Raw genomic sequence first — 17,271 nt, 5'->3', positions numbered from 1 at the left:
TCGCCGACAAGAATCTCTGGCGTCACCAGAAGGCAATTGCCGATTAGACCGCGGGCAGAGCAAGGTAGTTGTGATCATATCGCGCACCCGACTTGATATCGGGTTCATCGCCCTCAGCCATGTCGGCAGTATGTCAGGCCGAAACGTGATGTTGAGAAGTGGCATTGAGCGCGATTGAGACGGCTCTTCCCGCGACGTGATTTGGAGAGCCGACGCATACGATCGTCTCATTACCAGTCGTCTGCCGGTTCAATGACGAGCTCGCGGGTAATGAAGATGTCGAAATCGTCGGAGGACGTCTGCGGGGACACCAATCCACAAGGGCAGTACCGAGATAGTCTTGTAGCACAGCCCGGTAGCGGCTGACCGAGCTCTGTGTCGTTCCCGATGTCCTGGCTGCGCGTGTCACGTTCCTTCGCGGGCAATGGTCACAAACGCCCCGATTGCATTGAGGGGCACTTCATCGTGTTCGGCAGCCATCATCTGCTCCGGTCGTTTCTGGGAACTTCGCGAATTGCGCTTTTGGCGCGCCATTGCCAGGAAAAGACGAATGCCCCATCACATTTTTTCGATGTGTGCAGCCGGAGTACTGCCTATCGACAGTTCATCGAGAGAAAAGGTCGCGAAGTATTGCCTCAAGTCGGGTGAAATGAGGAGGCATCGAAACACAGCGTTCAGCGAAGGAAGCGAGCTTCAGCGCACTTGACCTCCTGCATCTTCTGGAGCCTGAAAATCTCCTCCACCGGCAGAATGTCCTTGTGGACGTTCTGGACGCCACCGTCAGCAATGATCCGGCGGAAAGTCTCCTGCATGGCGATTGCAGCAGCGCGGATGCCGTAATTGCCATAGATCATCATACGGACATTGCCCAGCGCCTTAACCCTTTCGGCGTCGAGATCCGGATAGGCGTTCGGCACGATCACGAGCGGCACCGGTCCGGTCCAGGCGCGCGAAAAGCTTTCGATCTCGGAGGAATCCCGCTTTTTCGAGTGGATCAGGATCATGTCGGCGCCGGCGTCCACATAGGCGCGGGCGCGCTGCAGAGCTTCCGCTTCGCCGAGGCCTGCGATCAAGGCCTCAGTGCGGGCGATCACGAGGAAATCCGGGTCCTGCCTCGTCGTGACGGCAGCCTCGATCTTGCCCTGGAACTCCTCAACGCGCAGCAGCTCCTGGCGCCCATCGGCTGCAAGGCTCGTGACCTTTGGAAAGGTCTTGTCCTCGATGACGACGGCGCCGGCGCCGGCGCGCTCATATTCGCCGATAGCATGGATGACATTGATGGCGTTGCCGTAGCCCGTGTCGATGTCCGCGATGATTGGCAGCGTCGTGCGGCCGGCGATCGCCCGCAACATATCAAGATGCTGCGTCATCGAAATCAGGCTCATATCCGCCAGGCCGTAAAGTGCCGACAGCTCGAAGCCGGAGGCCCACAGGCCGTCAAATCCCGCTTCTTCGGCGAGAATCGCTGAAAGGGGACTATGGGCAGCCATGATGTGGAGGAGGCTGGTTTCGGATAGGCGCATACGGAGGCATTTGGCCGGGGGCATCGGCAGATCTTTCAGGACAGGGCCGCGCAGGCGGCGATGATGCGGTCACAGGCGCGGGTGAGGTCCTCGAGTGAGGAGGCATATGAAATACGGATATAGGGAGAGGCCATAAAGCCGCTGCCGGGCACGACGGCCACGGCGAATGCGTCGAGCAAATACATGGCAAAATCGGTGTCGCTCTCGATCACCTTGCCGCCGGGCGTGCGCTTGCCAATGACGCCCGCGCAGGAGGGAAAAGCGTAAAAGGCTCCGTCCGGCACCCGGCACGATAAGCCCTCGGCCTGATTCAGCTTGCTGATCACGAGGTCGCGGCGCTTCAGAAAGGCGCGCACGAATTCATCGATATAGTCCCGTCCGCCGGACAATGCCTCAATAGCGGCGTATTGCGAAATCGAGCTGGTGTGCGACGACGTCTGGCCTTGGATGAGGTTCATGGCCTTAATCAATGGGAGGGGCCCCGCACCGTAACCGACACGCCATCCAGTCATTGCATCGGCCTTGGACACGCCGTTGACGGTCAAAGTGCGCCCATAGAGGTCGGACGCGACGGCGGCCATGGTCGCAGATTCGGCGTCATAGGTGAGCTTTTCATAAATCTCATCCGACAGCACATAAATTTGCGCATGCCGCCGCAGCACCACGGCGAGCGCAAGCAACTCGCTTCGGCTGTAGACTGCACCGGTTGGGTTGCACGGCGAATTCAGCATCAACCACTTAGTTCGCGGCGTGATCGCAGCCTCCAGCGCCTCGGGACGGAGCTTGAAACCATCGAGCTCATCGCAGGCGACAAGAACCGGATTGCCGCCGGCCAGCGCCACCATATCGGGATAGGAGACCCAGCACGGTGTCGGGATCACAACCTCGTCGCCCGGATCGAGGCTGGCAAAGAGCGCGTTGAACACAACCTGCTTGGCACCGCAGCCGACCGTGATCTGGTCCAGAGCGTAATCGAGCCCGTGGTCACGGCTGAAGCTCTCGCGGATCGCTTGACGTAACGGCTTGATCCCGGCGACCGCAGTGTACTTCGTCCGGCCGCCGCGGATTGCCCGGATGCCAGCTTCGCAAACAGCGGCTGGCGTGTCGAAATCCGGTTCGCCCTGACTGAGCGTAATCACATCGATGCCTTGCTCGCGCAGTTCGGCGGCACGCGCTGTCATGGCTTTGGTTTCAGAGGGGCGGACGGCGCGGAGGCGCTCTGCAATGAGAGACAAAGATGAGGACCTGCGAACTTGGAAGGAAAATTCTTTACAGTTCCTACCCGCTTCCAAACAGTCTAACCAATCGCACAATCAGCTTTTTGCATGGAACAATCGAAAGTGGCGATGCTCAATTGCCGTCTCCACAGAACCTGCCGCATCTGCGGCCGTCCGGACGCCGATGGAAGGCTCGCGGACGTTGAGACTGCGCGACCAGCCGCCTCGATTCGGCACTCGATAGCGCCGGTCAGCCCCACGCGTCTCCGTACGGCGAGGAACCGCCGCGCGTGTCGGGGTGAACAGTCTGCGAGGCGACGATCGAGGCTTGAATGTCATCAGTCGACGTGATCGATCTTGTTGCACCGGCGCACGCCAGCTCGGTTTCCCCCGCTCTGTATGTTCAGGACGGATCTGTGGGAAGGCGCCCCCGGCTAGAACAATGGGACCGACGGATAAAGCGCACTAGCAGCACGCAAAGTGGCTGGTGGCGATTGCGCTGCGTCCAGGCAGATCAGATTCCGCTAGGTCGTAGATGCCCCAATGGTCTCTGAAGGACATCAGCAAAGGCTCGCATTGACCTGTGCTTGAAATGATGCGTGGTCGTCTACATGCATGGTGAGCTGATGAGTTGGTTTGCAGTCCTATCCAACTTCGACGGGAACGGCTGAAGATCTTGAACGAACCTCGGATTGGTAACAATCGTAAATGGGGCGCGACGGGTGAGTAGTTCGCATCCATTTTGTCGAAGCAGCCAGCGCTCAGCAGTTGACGAGCGTCTGCGGGGCCTCAACGGCGACCCGGCGAGGGGCTGACGGAGGTAGGAGTGCATTGTTGCGACTGCGCGGGTGATCGGCTTCGAACGAGATGGGGCGCTGCGCTGGATCTTAACGAGCATAAGCGTGCTCCGGCCATCGCAGCAAGCGCGTACTTTTCGCGGCCAATCTCTCATAAAGGAACACGTTGCTTCGAGCCGCAGCGCGTTCGATACCTCGTCTTTGGGTGTATCGCATATTTGGTTGGTTTACATCGAATTATTCGCTGACTGTCATCCAACTGTAGCGGACCGGGTTTTGAAGCTCCTAACGGCGGCCGATGAGACGAAAGAAGTGGGATGGTCCTCGTTCGCCGCGATTTTTCGGAACGATATGGAAGGGGCTCGATTGGAACCTGAATTCTTCGGCAGCATCTGTTCGACTACGCGGCTCGTACGTCTCTTCCAGGGCCATGAACCCGCGGGCGAACTAATCTGCAAATCGTGTAGGAAGGGGCGTTGATGTTTGCCGGCAATCGTTCCCAGCACGATCTCGGATGCATTGCACCGCGCGATCTTCTCGAGCCTCATGTCACCACAGATCCTATCACAAACCGCGGAACAAGCACATGTCTAAAGATCATCAGGCCCGAAGGGCGCCTATCAGCCTTGAACGGTCAACCCCACCGGCTTGTCCGAACCTGAAAGAGACGGTCAGAGAGGGCCTGCGTGCACTCAGTGATTCAACGGAGATCCAAAACGGCGTAAGACAACATCGGTTTTCCGGAACAGAAGCGGACAAAGCTCATGCGGCGAAGTGGCTAGGCTTGCGCTTCCAGCGGGCTGTCGATCCGCAACGGATCATCCTCACCAATGGGGCCCAGAGCGCGATGGTTCTTGCCCTCGCATCAGTCGCTGCGCCGGGCGATACCGTCTTAACGGAGGAGCTCACCTATTACGGCTTTCGCAAGCATGCGCATCTTCAGGGCATCCGGACAGAAACAATAGCGATGGATGACGATGGCGCCGAACCTCAGGCGTTCGAGATGGCGTGCCGCAAATTCGCGCCGAAGGCGCTCTTTCTGATGCCTACTATCCACAACCCGACCACGATCGTCATGTCGCTCGAGCGGCGGCAACGAGTCGTTCAGATCGCAAGGCAATATGGAGTGAGCATCATCGAAGATGATGTGTATGGAGTGCTCGCGGAGAGCGTTCCAGCTCCCTTTGGCGCATTGGCGCCTGAGATGACATGGCATATCACAAGTTTTGCCAAATGCGTTGGCCCTGGTGTTCGGGTTGGCTACCTCGTTGCGCCTCATGGCAAGGCGGCGCAAACAACGCTTGACCGCTTCTATGGCATGTCGACTTGGTTTGCGGCCCCTTTCTCTGTCGAACTGGTGAACCTCTGGCTCGCCAGCGGTTCGATGCAAAAGATCGTAGCCGGCGTCAGAGACGAGGCGGTCGCCAGACAGAGGATTGCCACGCAATGGCTCGCTGGCATCTCATTTCGGACCCGGCCGGATGCGCTTTTCCTCTGGCTCGATCTTGAGGGGATCATCGATCAGGACGAACTGGTTGCGCAATGCGCTTCAAGAAATATCACCATCCGGCCAGGGCGGATTTTTGCAACTGATCCGAAGTTGCCTCTAAACCGTGTGCGTCTTGTCATCGGCAGTCCCGAGAGCCGCGATGAGTTGGAGGCGGCTATGGCTGTGGTGGGAGGTGTTCTCCAAGGGGCTCGTAAGGGGGCTGTGGCGGGCGTTCGCTGATGTCTCGCGATCACCGTTTTATTATCGCGAGCTTTGATGGTTTGCGCCCCGACCTCATTAGCCCGCAATTGACACCTCATCTTTGGCGCATGAAGGCGGCTGGGGTGACGCTTGCTAAGCATCGCACCATCTATCCGAGCGAAACCCGATCCGCTTTCCCGAGCCTTGTCACCGGCGCCACGACCGACCGGCATGGCATGGTCGGCAACAAGTACCTCGATCGAGCCGTGACCCCGCCGCGCTATATCGACACGTCCGATGCGGTTCTGCTGCGCCGGCTCGATGTCGAGAGCAATGGCCGGCTTTATTCGGCGCCATCGCTCGGCGAGATCTTGGCGACGACGGGGCGGAGCCTTGCTGTCCTCGCCACCAACACAGCGGGTACCACCAGGCTGTTCCACCACAAGGCCGAGGATTTCGGCCATATCCGTCTGTCCGGTCATTTTCGCGAAGCCTGTGCGCCAGATGATGTGCTCACCGGCATCGAAAGGCGTGTCGGCCCTTTGCCTCCAGCTCCACCCAAAACCGAGCCCGATCGCAGCGGACAAGACTGGATCACATCCGCCTTTCTCGACGTCGTTTGGCCGAAATATCGTCCCGATGTGACGATCCTTTCCTATGGTGAGCCGGACGTCACCTCGCATTTCCACGGCACGGCTGCCGAGGCGACGCGCTTCATCATCACTCATTGCGACCGCCAGTTCGGTCGCGTGCTCGACTGGTGGCAGGCCGAGGGAAAGCAGGCTGGGGTTCAGATTTTCGCGATCTCGGACCACGGCCATATCACCGGCCATACACGGGTCTCAGTCGCCAATAGTCTGCGCGCGGCAGGGTTCAACCCCGGGACGGCGCCGTCTGCCGATGTTGACGTGGTGGTGGTGCCTGGCCAGGTTGGTGCTCTCTATCTTGCCAATCCAGAGGAGGCAAACGTCGCGCGGCTGGTTGCGGCTATGACATCCGAGCCATGGTGCGGTCCGCTGTTCACGCGTGCAAAGGATGAGGTCAACGGCATCGCTGCCGGGAGCCTCTCAAATCGCCTGATTTTTGCGGATCATTCCCGCGCCCCGGACGTCGCGTTTTCCTTCCGTGCCGACGATACCGTCGACCCGTTCGGCCTCGTAGGCGGCACCTTCTATGACAATGACCGCCGAGCGGGTCTCGGCCTTCACGGCGGGCTCCATCCGAAGGAACTCGCAGCGGTCGGCCTCGTCGCAGGATCAGTGTTTCCGAATGCCGGATGCGCATCTTTCGTTGCGTCAGGTATTTGCGACATCGCACCGACAATTCTAAATCTGCTTGGCATTGAAGCACCCCCGACGATGAGCGGACGGGTGCTCCATGAATTGTTCCGGCCGTCCGAAGCCTTCGAGAGTCCTGTCCGCGAGGAGAGCTTCGAGACGCGCGTCGGAGGCTATAGGCAGTTGCTCCGGCGCGAGCATGTCGGCCACGCCTGTTACATTGCCGGCGGTTGGAATTCCTATTGAAGTGAGAGGCCGCAAAGGTTTAACGCCAAGCGTCCATCGCGGTCATGTGCATCTGTCAGATCATGCCGCTCATGCGTTGAGAAAAGATCGATGCTATCAGCAGGAACAGGACCGCGACGGTGGCGGCCTTTGAGGTGCCAAGACGCGATCCTCGGGCCTTAATCAAGTACAGCGTATCCGTCTCATTGTCGCAACGCGCGATGTCTTGTGGGTCTCGTCAGCTTCGTGCTGTGTGGCCGGTGGGAGCACGTCTGGTTTGCAATGCGCCGTCGACAGCCGGATCGGCCGTCGCCGTCAGTCCAGGCCAGCAGTGTTGTGGCGTCGACTCAGGCCGGTTGATCACAATCGATATTTGAAGGACCAAAAGCGCGTGCCAAAAGATAAGTTGGCGATCGGTGGGGTATGCCGACGCTGAGCCGGCATCGAGGGTATGGACATCAATGGATCTTGCCCTGTCGCATAATACCTGAAGGTCCGAAGTGCGCCTAGACGTGGGCCTTGAGGCTCCGCAGGGGCAGCGCGCTGCATGCGTTTGCTCGCGCGGACGCGCGCGCAATATGCGGTCAATTCGTTGTTGTTGCCGGGTCTCAACCGCATTTGGCCGAGATAAATTTCGAGTATCGCGAGCTATGGCCTGACGAGCATGTCATGCCTTGCTCAATTGCGGTCGCAGCAAGGCCTGCAGCGCTTCACGCGTTGCTTCTTCGACACATTCTCTTACCGAGCATCGGACGTCATCGTATTCGGACAAGATCACATCGAATTATTCGATCATCGTCATCCGGCTGTAGCAGTTCGATCTTTTAACGTCGCGGCACAACAGCGGACACGCCCAAACGGGATTAAACGATCTCAGTGCCGTGCTCAGCAACGCGTTCACGATGTGGGAGTAACGGCGATGGCATCGGTATCGATTGACGGGATCGTGAAGAACTATGGCCCGACGCCTGTCTTGCGTGATGTCTCACTCTCGATAGCGGATGGTGAGTTCCTGACGCTGCTCGGCCCCTCCGGGTGTGGCAAGTCAACGCTCTTACGTGTGCTGGCAGGGCTCGAGATGCAGGATGCCGGCTCGATTTCAATTGGCGGACGGGTGGTCGATGGCCTCAGGCCGAAGCGGCGGGACGTGGCAATGGTGTTCCAGTCTTACGCCCTCTATCCGCATATGACGGTCGCCGCCAACATTGCGCTGCCGCTCCGGATGCGGCGGCTCACGGCAATCCAAAGGCTTCCCCTTGTCGGCCGTCTGCTTCCAGGAAGGGCGCGGATTGCTGCCGAAATCGATATGGAAGTCACCCGCACCGCCAAGTCCTTAGATATCGGCCATCTATTGCCCCGCAAACCGGGACAGCTCTCCGGCGGCCAACGCCAGCGCGTGGCAGTCGGCCGGGCAATGGTGCGCCATCCGGCTGTCTTTCTGATGGACGAGCCGCTGTCCAACCTGGACAGCAAGCTGCGCGTGCAGATGCGCGCGGAGATCAAGGAACTGCACCAGCGTCTTGGGGGAACCTTCGTCTACGTCACCCATGATCAGGCCGAGGCCATGACGCTGTCGGACCGCGTCGCGGTGATGCTCGATGGCGAGTTGCTGCAGGTCGCTCCGCCGCAGGACATCTATGGCGATCCTAGCGATCGGCGCGTCGCAGAATTTATCGGCTCGCCAAAGATTAACATACTGGACGGCGTGATGCGCGAACGCGGGCTCATCGACGTGGCCGGATCGACACTCAAGATCGATGCCGCTGCACTCCCCGGTATGCATCTGAGCCTCGGAATCCGCCCGGAGGCTCTTCATCTCGCCGACCAGGGCGGGCAAAGCACGCTGACTGGTTCGGTTCGCATGATCGAGCATATGGGCTCGGATCTGTTCGTCCATCTGGATCTGGCGGGCCCCGACCAGCCGCTGGTCGCAAGACTTCCGGCCGAGTACGGGCCTCGTATCACCCCCGGCCAGACCTTGCACGTCGGTATCAGGCCGGAGCGAGTGCTTCTCTTTACCCCCGATGGACGGCGTTTGCGTGGGCAAGTCGAACTTAGCCGGGCATCGGTCATGCCGCTTCGCGAGGCCGCTCGATGAGGGAGCCTCGTGCGAGTACTGATGCCTGCCACGAACTTTCCTCGAGGGATGGTGCGTCGACCTTTCGATGTCCCGCCGCGTCCAAGGCGCTCGGACGAGGTCTTCGCGAAGCCCTGGCGGCTTGGATCTTGGCCGGGCCGTCAGTCTTCTTTCTGCTCATGCTCTACTGCCTGCCCGTGATCGGCGTTTTCGTTATCGCATTCACCAACTGGCAGTTCGGCGCGGCGACGCTCTCCTTCGTCGGCCTCGCCAACTTCCGCGAGGTCATTGCAGACGAGGACTTTAGGTCCTCACTTCGCAATACAGCCATCTACTTGCTGATCGTCGTTCCTGGCACTGTCAGCCTCGGACTTTTGATCGCTCTCCTGATCGAAGGCGGCAAGTCCTGCCGCTCCTTCTACCGCGCGATTCACTTTCTACCCTTTATGGCGACGATGTCTGCCATGGCGATTGCCTGGGAGGCGCTGCTGCATCCGACCATCGGCCTTGTCAATCAGACATTGTCCGCGATCGGCATGCCGGCCGCCAACTGGCTGCGCGACGAGCACACCGTTCTGCTGGCGCTCGCCGCAATAGGCATATGGCAGAATCTAGGCTTCGCGATGGTGCTGTTCCTCGCGGGCCTCAAGAGCATCCCTAAGGACATCTACGACGCGGCCGATGTCGACGGTGCCGACCTGTGGCTGGACCGCCTGCGTACCGTCACGCTGCCGATGCTCGGCCCGGTCTCGATGTTCGTTGTCATCGTTGTCGCGCTGAGAGTGTTCGCTTCGTTTGACACAGTAAAAGTGCTTACCCAAGGTGGCCCCGGCCACGCCTCCGAAATGCTGCTCTACACGCTCTATCGAGAGAGTTTCGAGTATCTGCGCGCCGGATATGGCGCCGCGATCGCCGTCGTCTTTCTGGCCATCGTCGTGACCCTCACCCTCGTTCAGGCCCACCTCATGGATCGGAAAGTGCACTACCAATGAGCACCAGAGCGCTTCGCGCTTGCCAGTTGTTGTCTCCGGCGGCGGTCTTCCGGCATACTGTTCTGCTCGCCACCGGCGCGCTCATCCTCGTGCCTTTCGTCTGGATGGTGTCGCTGTCAATCAAGCCACCCGGAGAGATTTTCCGGACCAGCTTTTCGTTCTGGCCCGTCCAGTTCTACGGCGTCGAGAACTATACAAAGGCAGTGACCCAGGCGCCGTTGCCACGCTATCTCGGCAACGGCGTCATGATCTGCGCATTGATCCTGGCGCTGCAAATGCTTGTCTGTGCCCCGTGCGCCTACGCACTCGCCAAACTCCGCTTTGCCGGCCGTGATACTCTCTTCGGCTTGGTGCTGATCGGACTCCTGCTGCCGCATCAAGTACTTTCGCTGCCGCTCTTCATTCTCGGTTATCAGATCGGCATCCTCAACACCTATGCGGCGCTTGTTTTTCCCTATGTGGTCTCGCCATTCGGCATCTTCCTATTCCGGCAGTTCTTTAAGAGCATGCCAGACGACGTCGTTCACGCGGCGCGGCTCGATGGTCTCTCCGAAACTGCAATCGTGTGGAAAATCATGGTGCCAACGGCGTTGCCCGCCGTGATCGCCTTCGCAATTTTCTCGATCGTCTCGCATTGGAACGATCTGTTCTGGCCGCTGATCGCGGTGCACGATCAATCGCTGATGCCGCCGACGCTCGGAATCATGGTCTTCAAGAGCGAGGAGGCGGGCACCGACTACGGCCCGCTCATGGCCGCAGCAACGCTTGTCGTTCTGCCTCTTATCGTCGCGTTCCTGGCCGCACAACGTTGGTTCATCGAAGGCTTGGCGGAAGGGGCGATCAAGTAGCAGTAAAAACCTGGCTGAAGTCGCCGACAACACCTCATAGCCTAGCGGGCGACCATAGGATCCGCTGCGGCAAGAAATACAGAATATTTTAAAAATGGAGAAAGCCAGATGTGGCCCTCTTTGAAAATCATTGTCGTCTCCGTCGCTACTGCCCTTGTTGGAGCCATCATGAGTCCGGCGAACGCAGAGGACGGCAGGACGTTAAGAGTAACCGCAGCATCCTCAGACCTTAACGCGATGTGGGTCGAACTCGCGAGAACTTTCGAGAACGAACATCCCGGCGTCAAAGTTGAGCTGGATAATTCGACCAGAGGTTACGACGATCTCGTCCAGGCAACTCTGCGCGCGTCGCTCACAGGTTCGTTGCCGGACGTGTCGTTCCAGGGCGCCAATCGTCTGCGAATCTACACGGATCGAAACCTTGCCATTCCGCTCGGCCAATTCCTGAATACGGACACGAGTGACAGCCGAAAAGCGCTTTCTCCAACCGTTGAAAAAATTGGAGCATCTAAGGGCGATAGTTATGCCCTAGGCTTCGGCGTCGCCGAGCCTGTCGTCTTCTACAATCTAGACCTGCTCGCCAGAGTTGGCGGCGATCCTTCTCACCTCCCGACGACATGGGACGAGATCATCAGACTTGGTTCGAGTATCACCAAGCTGGGCGAAGGGAATGTCGGACTAATTTTTCAATACAATAGTGAGGATTTTTTTTGGGACGCTCTGCTCTTTAGTCAAAATGCGACGATGATGAATTCTGATGAAAGCAAGATAGCTTTTGATGGCCCGGAAGGCCTGAAGGCGTTGGAAATCATCAAACGGATCGGAGAATCGGGACAAGCTTCAGTTGATATGTCGAAAGACCAGGCTCGGTCTCTGTTTGCCGCAGGGAAGATCGGGATAATCTTCGACTCAAATTCAAATCAGCTGCGCTTCGAAGAGGATAGCAAGGATAAATTCAGGCTTGCGGTCGGCAGGTTTCCGCTGATGGCAGCGAACGGGACGCTTCCCGCGGCCGGATCGATCGCAATGATGTTTGCGACCAAACCGGAGCAACAGAAGCTCGCCTGGGAATTCATGAAGTTTGCAAGTGGTCCAGCCGGACAGAAAATTGTAGCACTCAAATCCGGATGGCTGCCGGCGAACGACTTCGCTACTCACGATTCAACAGAGCTCTCCGGGCACTTTGCAAAGAATGCCAACTATAAGGCGAGCCTCGATCAGCTACCCATTCTTCGCGCGTGGTACGCTTTTCCAGGAGAGAACGCGGCAAAAGTCACCAAGGTCATCGTGGACGCTATGCGCTCTGTCATCACACTCCAGAAGCCGCCTGAAGTGGGACTTCAAGCGATGGCGTCGCAGGCGCGAAAGCTTCTCGGCGTCAAATGAGTGTTTGAGGCTAGCAAGCGAACAGTACCGATGGTCTATGCAGGCCTTTATCCGGACGAAAGATATGGGATAGCTTGCGCCATCCCATATATCGAATGGAGCCGCCCGGGGAGAAAAGAGTGCGCCTTGGTGCTTTTCTTGACCGGCGGTGGTCATCTAGGGCGGATTTCTTATGGCTATCCTGACGGCGATCCCAGAGACTTTCTCGCCTATTGGCTAACTTCGATGGGATACAATTTGGTTGTGCCATCACCTCCGATCGAACACCCGGTGTTCAACTCTCCTGTTTGTGGACTGGATGTCACAACCTGGTCAGAAGTCTTGATCGATCTGGTGGCGGCCAAGCTGCATGCATGGAAGCTAAAGCCGCGTGTCCTGGTCGTTGGCTGGAGTATGGCCGGTAGATTTATTTCACGTCTGGCAGCGACGGCTTCCAGCAGAAACATTGCCATAGAGGCGTTCGTAAGCCTTGCGGCAACGCCTCCGCTTCCAGGCCTCTCGCCGGTGAATCTCAAGGAAACACCCCTTTCGGCGCATGGCTTTCGATCCTTCCTTGCTCTATCCGAGGGGGCGTTCATGCCGCTCAACCGATCCTGGCTGGCTGCTCTATCGGAACAGGATCAGCTGGAGGGGAGATCAATTATTCCTTCTGAGGTATACTTTAGAGAGTTCGTTGGTGGCTCGCCGTTGAATCTGCATGGTGAAGGTCTCCGCTGGCGCAATGGGCGGATGCAACATTCGCTGTGGGATGCGGCGAAGGATGTGATGGCTATGGAATTCCAAGGTGCTCCGCTGTGCGCAGCCATCATTCCGACTGCATCGAGTGATAGGCACCACCTGTTGACGGATCAGGCCAACTGGTCATTCTTCAATGCCCACGTGATCGCGGCTCGCGCCGCCTCATTCGCTCCCAGTGCTCTAAATAAGGTCCGGTCGCTCGTCGAGTCGCTGCCGAAGCGCTTGTCGCGAGAGGCTGTTGGCGGGCATTTCTTCTTCGTAGGCGCGAAGGGAGCCCGAGCTGCTGCGCAGGCAATTCTTGCACTCCATGCCGAAACGCTCGCTGTCGAGGCGGAACTGAAAAGCTGCTCGTAAACATCAGTTTGAGCCATGGCCCCCGCGTTCGACCTTCGCGACAATGTTCGAGCGGAAGCGGGGGGAGCAATCTCTCAATATCGATTCGCAGTTGCTGCTGTCGATGCGAGCCATCGAGCAGCCAGCGCGGTTTTGCTTTCGGCGTACTCTCATGTGGGTTAACGCTGACCTCTATAACCAGTGTTTGTCAATCTACATCCGTTTGCGGCAATGATGGACCTAAGGCGCTTGCTAGCATTCGGAATGACGGACTATTGCCGAGCGCGTCATACGAAGATCGAAAGCAGGGCTCCGTTCGCATGGTGGAAACCGTGGCTTCTATGATGGCAGAGATCGGGGGTGTTTGAGCGACAAAGCGGGAGCAGGCGGCACGGCAATGCGCAGATTCAAGCGGTCCGCTGCAATTTTCCGATTTCTGCGGCTGTTGGGATGCGCAATGCGCATGAGATGTCACTGAGCAACGGGCAGGGCGATTGTCACCTCTGCTGACCAGGGAAATTCGACCGTTCCATCCATTGCAGCATATCGCTCAAAGAGCAGGCGGTGCCACCTCATCGTATCTTCCAGGCCGTTGATCTCAATGATCTTCTTGGTGTCGCTACGGGATAAACTCAGGCCCTCGAACTGCTCCCATGTTAAAAAGTCGTCCCAATACAGCGCAAAATGGCGGACCTTGCGAAACAGAGGCGATGATTTGAGTTCATGCACGAAATTGACGGGTGCGTAGCGTCCGTCGCTGCCCTCAAAGCCGCCGATTACGAAACCACGAATGTACTGCTCGTGGTAACGCTCGTAATCTCGAAGCATCGCGCTTCTGTCCAGATCCCGTCGAATCATGAGCACCGCGATAAGACCTGATGGGGTCAGGACCCGGTTCGCCTCCGTGTAGAATTTGGGTCGATCAAACCACGTTGCCGCGCTCGCGGCTGTCACCAGAGAAATGGTTCCGCTCTCAGCTGGAATCCGTTCCGCGCTGCCTGGCATATGCTTGATATTCAAGATGCCCGCAGATCCGCAGATGGCTTTCTGGCGCATATCGTCGTTCGGCTCGACGGCCGTAATGCTAGCCGAAGGGGGTAACAGGCTCGCCAGTTGCCTTGTAAAAAGTCCTGTGCCACTGCCGATATCAAGCACAGAGAGAGCGCAAGGTCCTGGGGGCCTCACGCGCTCGGCAATGAAGCTCACTAGTTCATCCGGATAATTAGGCCGATAGCTGTCATACGCATCAGCAAGCCCAGTGTAGGCAGAGTGCATATCTACGGGTTGACTGCGCATCGCTCACCTCCGATCGCTTGTTGCGGAACGAGAAAAGCCCGCTTGGCTGCGAGGATGTCCTAGGCGGCGTTTAGAACGGCTACGGTACTTGGATGTACGAGCCCGATCCGGTTGTCTCGGATCTCGGGGGGCCGCAGCAAATTCATCGTTCGCCGAAGCAGGGCGGCCGTTAGAATCAGCGCTCTACGGAGAGTTGTTTGTTCTCGCCGGGGGCTACACTTGAAGAGCGTCCTGGTTTTGTAAAAGCGCATCACGCGACAGCAGAGTTGATTCGAATGCAGGGCCACCCTTTCGTCGACACTATCGTTCACACGCTCTCATTTTTATCAACTACCCACGTTGGTCATTGATTTGAACGCGAGCTGCTTCATTTATTTCGAGTGTCGACCAAGCGCGCCGGCGAAGTCCAAGAAGACGCTCTCGTTCGGCCGGCAACCCTGTCGATCCGATCATCTTGGTGGATCAACGCTGTCTTGCAGTGGGTCACACCTGGTTGAGGGAAGGCGGCCGCCGCGGGGGCTCTTGAGGAGAGGAGGAGAAATTGATCTTTGTGTTGCTGAGCAGCGTGGGTGGGGACCGTGAGCGGGCGAGAGGAGGCCACTGAGCGCTTCGGTGGGGCATGAAGGCCTCTTCGACCATACTCGCCTTCGAGAGATCCTATGGTCGCGCTCTTCAGCGAGCCCCGGCCACGCCGGCGCGAACGTCGATGTCTCTGAACTAGCGAGCATAGCGTTGTCTCATTGCACTGCTTACTTCAACTGGAGCTGGCAAAAATGAATGTCCCTGGCAGTCATCGACATGGAAAGCCAATCAGCCTTATAAGAACCACTCCGCCGACCCCAGAATGGATGGGGGCGGCGTTGTCGAGAACGCTGCTTGAGATATCTCAACGAGGAGACGTCGCAACGCTGTTGAGATATCATCGTTTTCAAGGAACTGATTCTGATCGTCAAGCTGGAGCGGCTTGGCTAGCCAAGCGCTTCGGGGCTGCGCCGTCGATTGACCGGATCATCGTTACGAACGGTACTCAGAGTGGCCTCCTAATCACATTGGTCAACGTGGTTGGAAGCGGCAATGTGCTGCTGACAGAAAGCTTGAGCTATTACGGGGTGCGGCGGATTGCCAGCTTCTTGAACATGTCCGTCAAGGGCATCGCGATGGATGACGACGGAGCGGCGCCGGAGGCGTTCGAGCACGCGTGCAGAAAGCTCAGTCCCAAAGCGCTATTCCTTACGCCGACACTCCATAACCCAACCACAATCACGATGTCGCATGAACGACGGCTCGCGCTCGCCGATGTCGCGAGGCGATATGGCGTTGTGATTATTGAGGACGATGTTTACGGGCTGCTTCCACCGGAAGCTCCGCCCCCGATCAGTGCGTTGGCCCCTGACGTCACCTGGTACGCCGCAGGCCTCGCCAAGTGTATTGGCCCTGGTTTGAAGATTGCTTATCTGTTGATGCCCTCCGCTCAGGCGGCCACAAGCGCGTTTGATCGCTTTCACACGATCTCGACTTGGCATGTCACCCCCCTGTCCGCTTTGCTCGCTCAAAGTTGGATTGCCGATGGCACCGCTGAGAGAGTGCTGCTCGCTGTACGCAATGAGGCGGTCGCGCGACAGGAAATGGCCGCGAGGTTGTTCATTCATGCAAGCTACCTGACCAAGCCGGAATCACTACACATGTGGTTGGCGCTCCCGCGCAGATGGACGCAGCGGAGCTTTGTCGCGGCGGCAGCTGAGGCCGGTGTCTTGGTTCGGTCCGGAAGCATGTTCGCGGTCGATGAAGACAGTTCCCCCGAGGGCATTCGCATCGTCTTAGGTAGCCCCGAAACCCGTGCCAGCCTTGGAGAAGCCTTGACAGCGCTCAGGCCTCTTGTGCACGAGAATATATAGGCTTCCTTAAAGTGTAGACTGTTGCGGAGATCGGCGCATCCAGGTCGCTCTCGCAAACGATGAGCAGGAAAGTTCTGCCTCGACCTGAAATGCGGCACAAAGCGCTGGGCTCCGATCTGATTCAACATGTAGAATGCCTGCCGATCAAACGAAAGCCCATGCTGTGCTCATCCAGGATAGACGAAACGGTCCGGTTCAGGGGGCCCGCTGGCACGAGAACCCGAACGGATGGCCTGAGCTGAGCCTGGTGGGCCGCGTTTGCGACGGGGCGATCCTGTCTCGTGTCCGGCCGCGTGCACCCGCCGCAGATCGCTTTAGGACCGCGCGTCATGGTCGCGTTACGTCTCTTTCTGCCTGACAGTTGGACAAGCGACGTGTCTCGTCTCCGGCTTGGACCGTGGCGTTCGGTGTTCGACTGGCACAACCAACCATGCCCCCGTACGTCACGCCATCGTCGATCTCATCCTTCGGCCGCCGACTCAGCAGTGCCCATAGCTTCGCCGCGCAAGCGTTAAAGACACCAGGGTTTGGCAATTTGCCGTTTTACCGAGAGCCGACGCGTATTGAGCCGCTACACCGACCGAGCGCTCACCCTGCTTAGGCAGTGAGCTGTCATCAATAACCAGCACCGCAGAAACTTGTTCTGATCTTCTCGCGCATAACAGCCAAATTGGTGAGCGCTCTCCACTTATAAGTGGGTGGGCGGAGTTTTTTCTATCCATTGCCATGGAGCGTCGCAGATGTCCCTCAAAGCAGTACCTTTCTTCATGTTGTTCCTCGCAGTCGCTTTTGGTGCCCCTCTTCCTCGCAAGTTGCAAAAGTCGGTGAGGCGTGCGGCGGCTTCGGCGGGATCAAATGCGACCGCGGACTTTGGTGCGATCCAACGCCAGGCCAATGTGGCTTTGCTGATTCTTCAGGCGTATGCGTCAAGGTCGGCAAGTTTTGTCGGCAATCGCGTGCAAAATCGGTGATCCCTG

The 17,271-nt window shown here is 58.1% G+C and carries 12 protein-coding genes and 1 pseudogene; 9 read left to right on the top strand and 4 right to left on the bottom strand.

The window, feature by feature from the left end; translation table 11 throughout:
- Positions 1-674 precede the first annotated feature (674 nt).
- Both XH96_RS32485 and XH96_RS32480 read right to left on the bottom strand, forming a co-directional pair.
- Positions 675-1,490: an isocitrate lyase/phosphoenolpyruvate mutase family protein gene (locus XH96_RS32485; RefSeq protein WP_246789829.1), complete on the bottom strand. Its 816-nt coding sequence runs from the start codon at positions 1,488-1,490 to the stop codon at positions 675-677.
- Positions 1,491-1,558: 68 nt separating this feature from the next.
- Positions 1,559-2,758, bottom strand: a complete 1,200-nt coding sequence (locus XH96_RS32480; protein WP_210337796.1) for a pyridoxal phosphate-dependent aminotransferase — start codon at positions 2,756-2,758, stop codon at positions 1,559-1,561.
- A 1,365-nt stretch (positions 2,759-4,123) separates the two neighbouring features.
- Between XH96_RS32480 and XH96_RS32475 the strand changes: the two genes are divergently transcribed.
- The 7 genes from XH96_RS32475 to XH96_RS32445 all read left to right on the top strand — a co-directional run bounded on the left by XH96_RS32475 (position 4,124) and on the right by XH96_RS32445 (position 13,124).
- Positions 4,124-5,266, top strand: coding sequence for a PLP-dependent aminotransferase family protein (locus XH96_RS32475; protein WP_194389555.1), 1,143 nt, complete (start codon positions 4,124-4,126; stop codon positions 5,264-5,266).
- The gene (locus tag XH96_RS32470) at positions 5,266-6,750 is read left to right on the top strand and encodes an alkaline phosphatase family protein (RefSeq protein ID WP_194389554.1); all 1,485 of its coding nucleotides are present in this window, start codon (positions 5,266-5,268) and stop codon (positions 6,748-6,750) included. The genes XH96_RS32475 and XH96_RS32470 overlap by 1 nt, the downstream gene beginning before the upstream one ends.
- Before the next feature lie 898 nt (positions 6,751-7,648).
- Positions 7,649-8,827, top strand: coding sequence for an ABC transporter ATP-binding protein (locus tag XH96_RS32465; protein ID WP_194389553.1), 1,179 nt, complete (start codon positions 7,649-7,651; stop codon positions 8,825-8,827).
- A 158-nt stretch (positions 8,828-8,985) separates the two neighbouring features.
- Complete coding sequence (locus XH96_RS32460) at positions 8,986-9,798, top strand: carbohydrate ABC transporter permease (RefSeq protein ID WP_371740185.1); 813 nt, start codon at positions 8,986-8,988, stop codon at positions 9,796-9,798.
- Complete coding sequence (locus XH96_RS32455; protein WP_194389551.1) at positions 9,795-10,646, top strand: carbohydrate ABC transporter permease; 852 nt, start codon at positions 9,795-9,797, stop codon at positions 10,644-10,646. The genes XH96_RS32460 and XH96_RS32455 overlap by 4 nt, the downstream gene beginning before the upstream one ends.
- A 108-nt stretch (positions 10,647-10,754) precedes the next feature.
- Entirely contained in the window at positions 10,755-12,032 is a 1,278-nt protein-coding gene (locus XH96_RS32450) for an extracellular solute-binding protein (RefSeq protein WP_194389550.1), read from the top strand.
- Positions 12,033-12,158: 126 nt separating this feature from the next.
- Positions 12,159-13,124 carry a hypothetical protein gene (locus XH96_RS32445; RefSeq protein WP_194389549.1) on the top strand — a complete coding sequence of 322 codons (966 nt, stop codon included), beginning with the start codon at positions 12,159-12,161 and terminating at the stop codon, positions 13,122-13,124.
- Between the two features lie 450 nt (positions 13,125-13,574).
- Here XH96_RS32445 and XH96_RS32440 read toward each other — a convergent pair whose 3' ends face one another.
- Entirely contained in the window at positions 13,575-14,399 is an 825-nt protein-coding gene (locus tag XH96_RS32440) for a class I SAM-dependent methyltransferase (protein ID WP_194389547.1), read from the bottom strand.
- Between the two features lie 773 nt (positions 14,400-15,172).
- Here XH96_RS32440 and XH96_RS32435 point away from each other — a divergent pair.
- The gene (locus tag XH96_RS32435) at positions 15,173-16,294 is read left to right on the top strand and encodes a PLP-dependent aminotransferase family protein (RefSeq protein ID WP_194389546.1); all 1,122 of its coding nucleotides are present in this window, start codon (positions 15,173-15,175) and stop codon (positions 16,292-16,294) included.
- 500 nt (positions 16,295-16,794) lie between these two features.
- Here the strand turns inward: XH96_RS32435 and XH96_RS32430 are convergent.
- Positions 16,795-16,926: pseudogene (locus tag XH96_RS32430) on the bottom strand (transposase); the annotation flags it as partial.
- 108 nt (positions 16,927-17,034) lie between these two features.
- Here XH96_RS32430 and XH96_RS32425 point away from each other — a divergent pair.
- Positions 17,035-17,265, top strand: coding sequence for a hypothetical protein (locus XH96_RS32425; protein WP_194389545.1), 231 nt, complete (start codon positions 17,035-17,037; stop codon positions 17,263-17,265).
- Positions 17,266-17,271: the final 6 nt, after the last annotated feature.

The sequence above is a fragment of the Bradyrhizobium sp. CCBAU 51765 genome, assembly GCF_015291725.1.
In the GTDB taxonomy this organism is placed as follows: domain Bacteria; phylum Pseudomonadota; class Alphaproteobacteria; order Rhizobiales; family Xanthobacteraceae; genus Bradyrhizobium; species Bradyrhizobium liaoningense.
The sequence above is the reverse complement of the archived record's forward strand: the minus strand, read 5'-3'. Positions and strand labels throughout refer to the sequence as shown.

Excerpts from the sequence above, each read along its gene's own strand:
- XH96_RS32485 (WP_246789829.1), bottom strand. The coding sequence starts at position 1,490 with ATGGCTGCCCATAGTCCCCTTTCAGCGATTCTCGCCGAAGAAGCGGGA.
- XH96_RS32475 (WP_194389555.1), top strand. The coding sequence starts at position 4,124 with ATGTCTAAAGATCATCAGGCCCGAAGGGCGCCTATCAGCCTTGAACGG.
- XH96_RS32470 (WP_194389554.1), top strand. The coding sequence starts at position 5,266 with ATGTCTCGCGATCACCGTTTTATTATCGCGAGCTTTGATGGTTTGCGC.
- XH96_RS32465 (WP_194389553.1), top strand. The coding sequence starts at position 7,649 with ATGGCATCGGTATCGATTGACGGGATCGTGAAGAACTATGGCCCGACG.
- XH96_RS32460 (WP_371740185.1), top strand. The coding sequence starts at position 8,986 with ATGCTCTACTGCCTGCCCGTGATCGGCGTTTTCGTTATCGCATTCACC.
- XH96_RS32455 (WP_194389551.1), top strand. The coding sequence starts at position 9,795 with ATGAGCACCAGAGCGCTTCGCGCTTGCCAGTTGTTGTCTCCGGCGGCG.
- XH96_RS32450 (WP_194389550.1), top strand. The coding sequence starts at position 10,755 with ATGTGGCCCTCTTTGAAAATCATTGTCGTCTCCGTCGCTACTGCCCTT.
- XH96_RS32440 (WP_194389547.1), bottom strand. The coding sequence starts at position 14,399 with ATGCGCAGTCAACCCGTAGATATGCACTCTGCCTACACTGGGCTTGCT.
- XH96_RS32435 (WP_194389546.1), top strand. The coding sequence starts at position 15,173 with ATGAATGTCCCTGGCAGTCATCGACATGGAAAGCCAATCAGCCTTATA.
- XH96_RS32425 (WP_194389545.1), top strand. The coding sequence starts at position 17,035 with ATGTCCCTCAAAGCAGTACCTTTCTTCATGTTGTTCCTCGCAGTCGCT.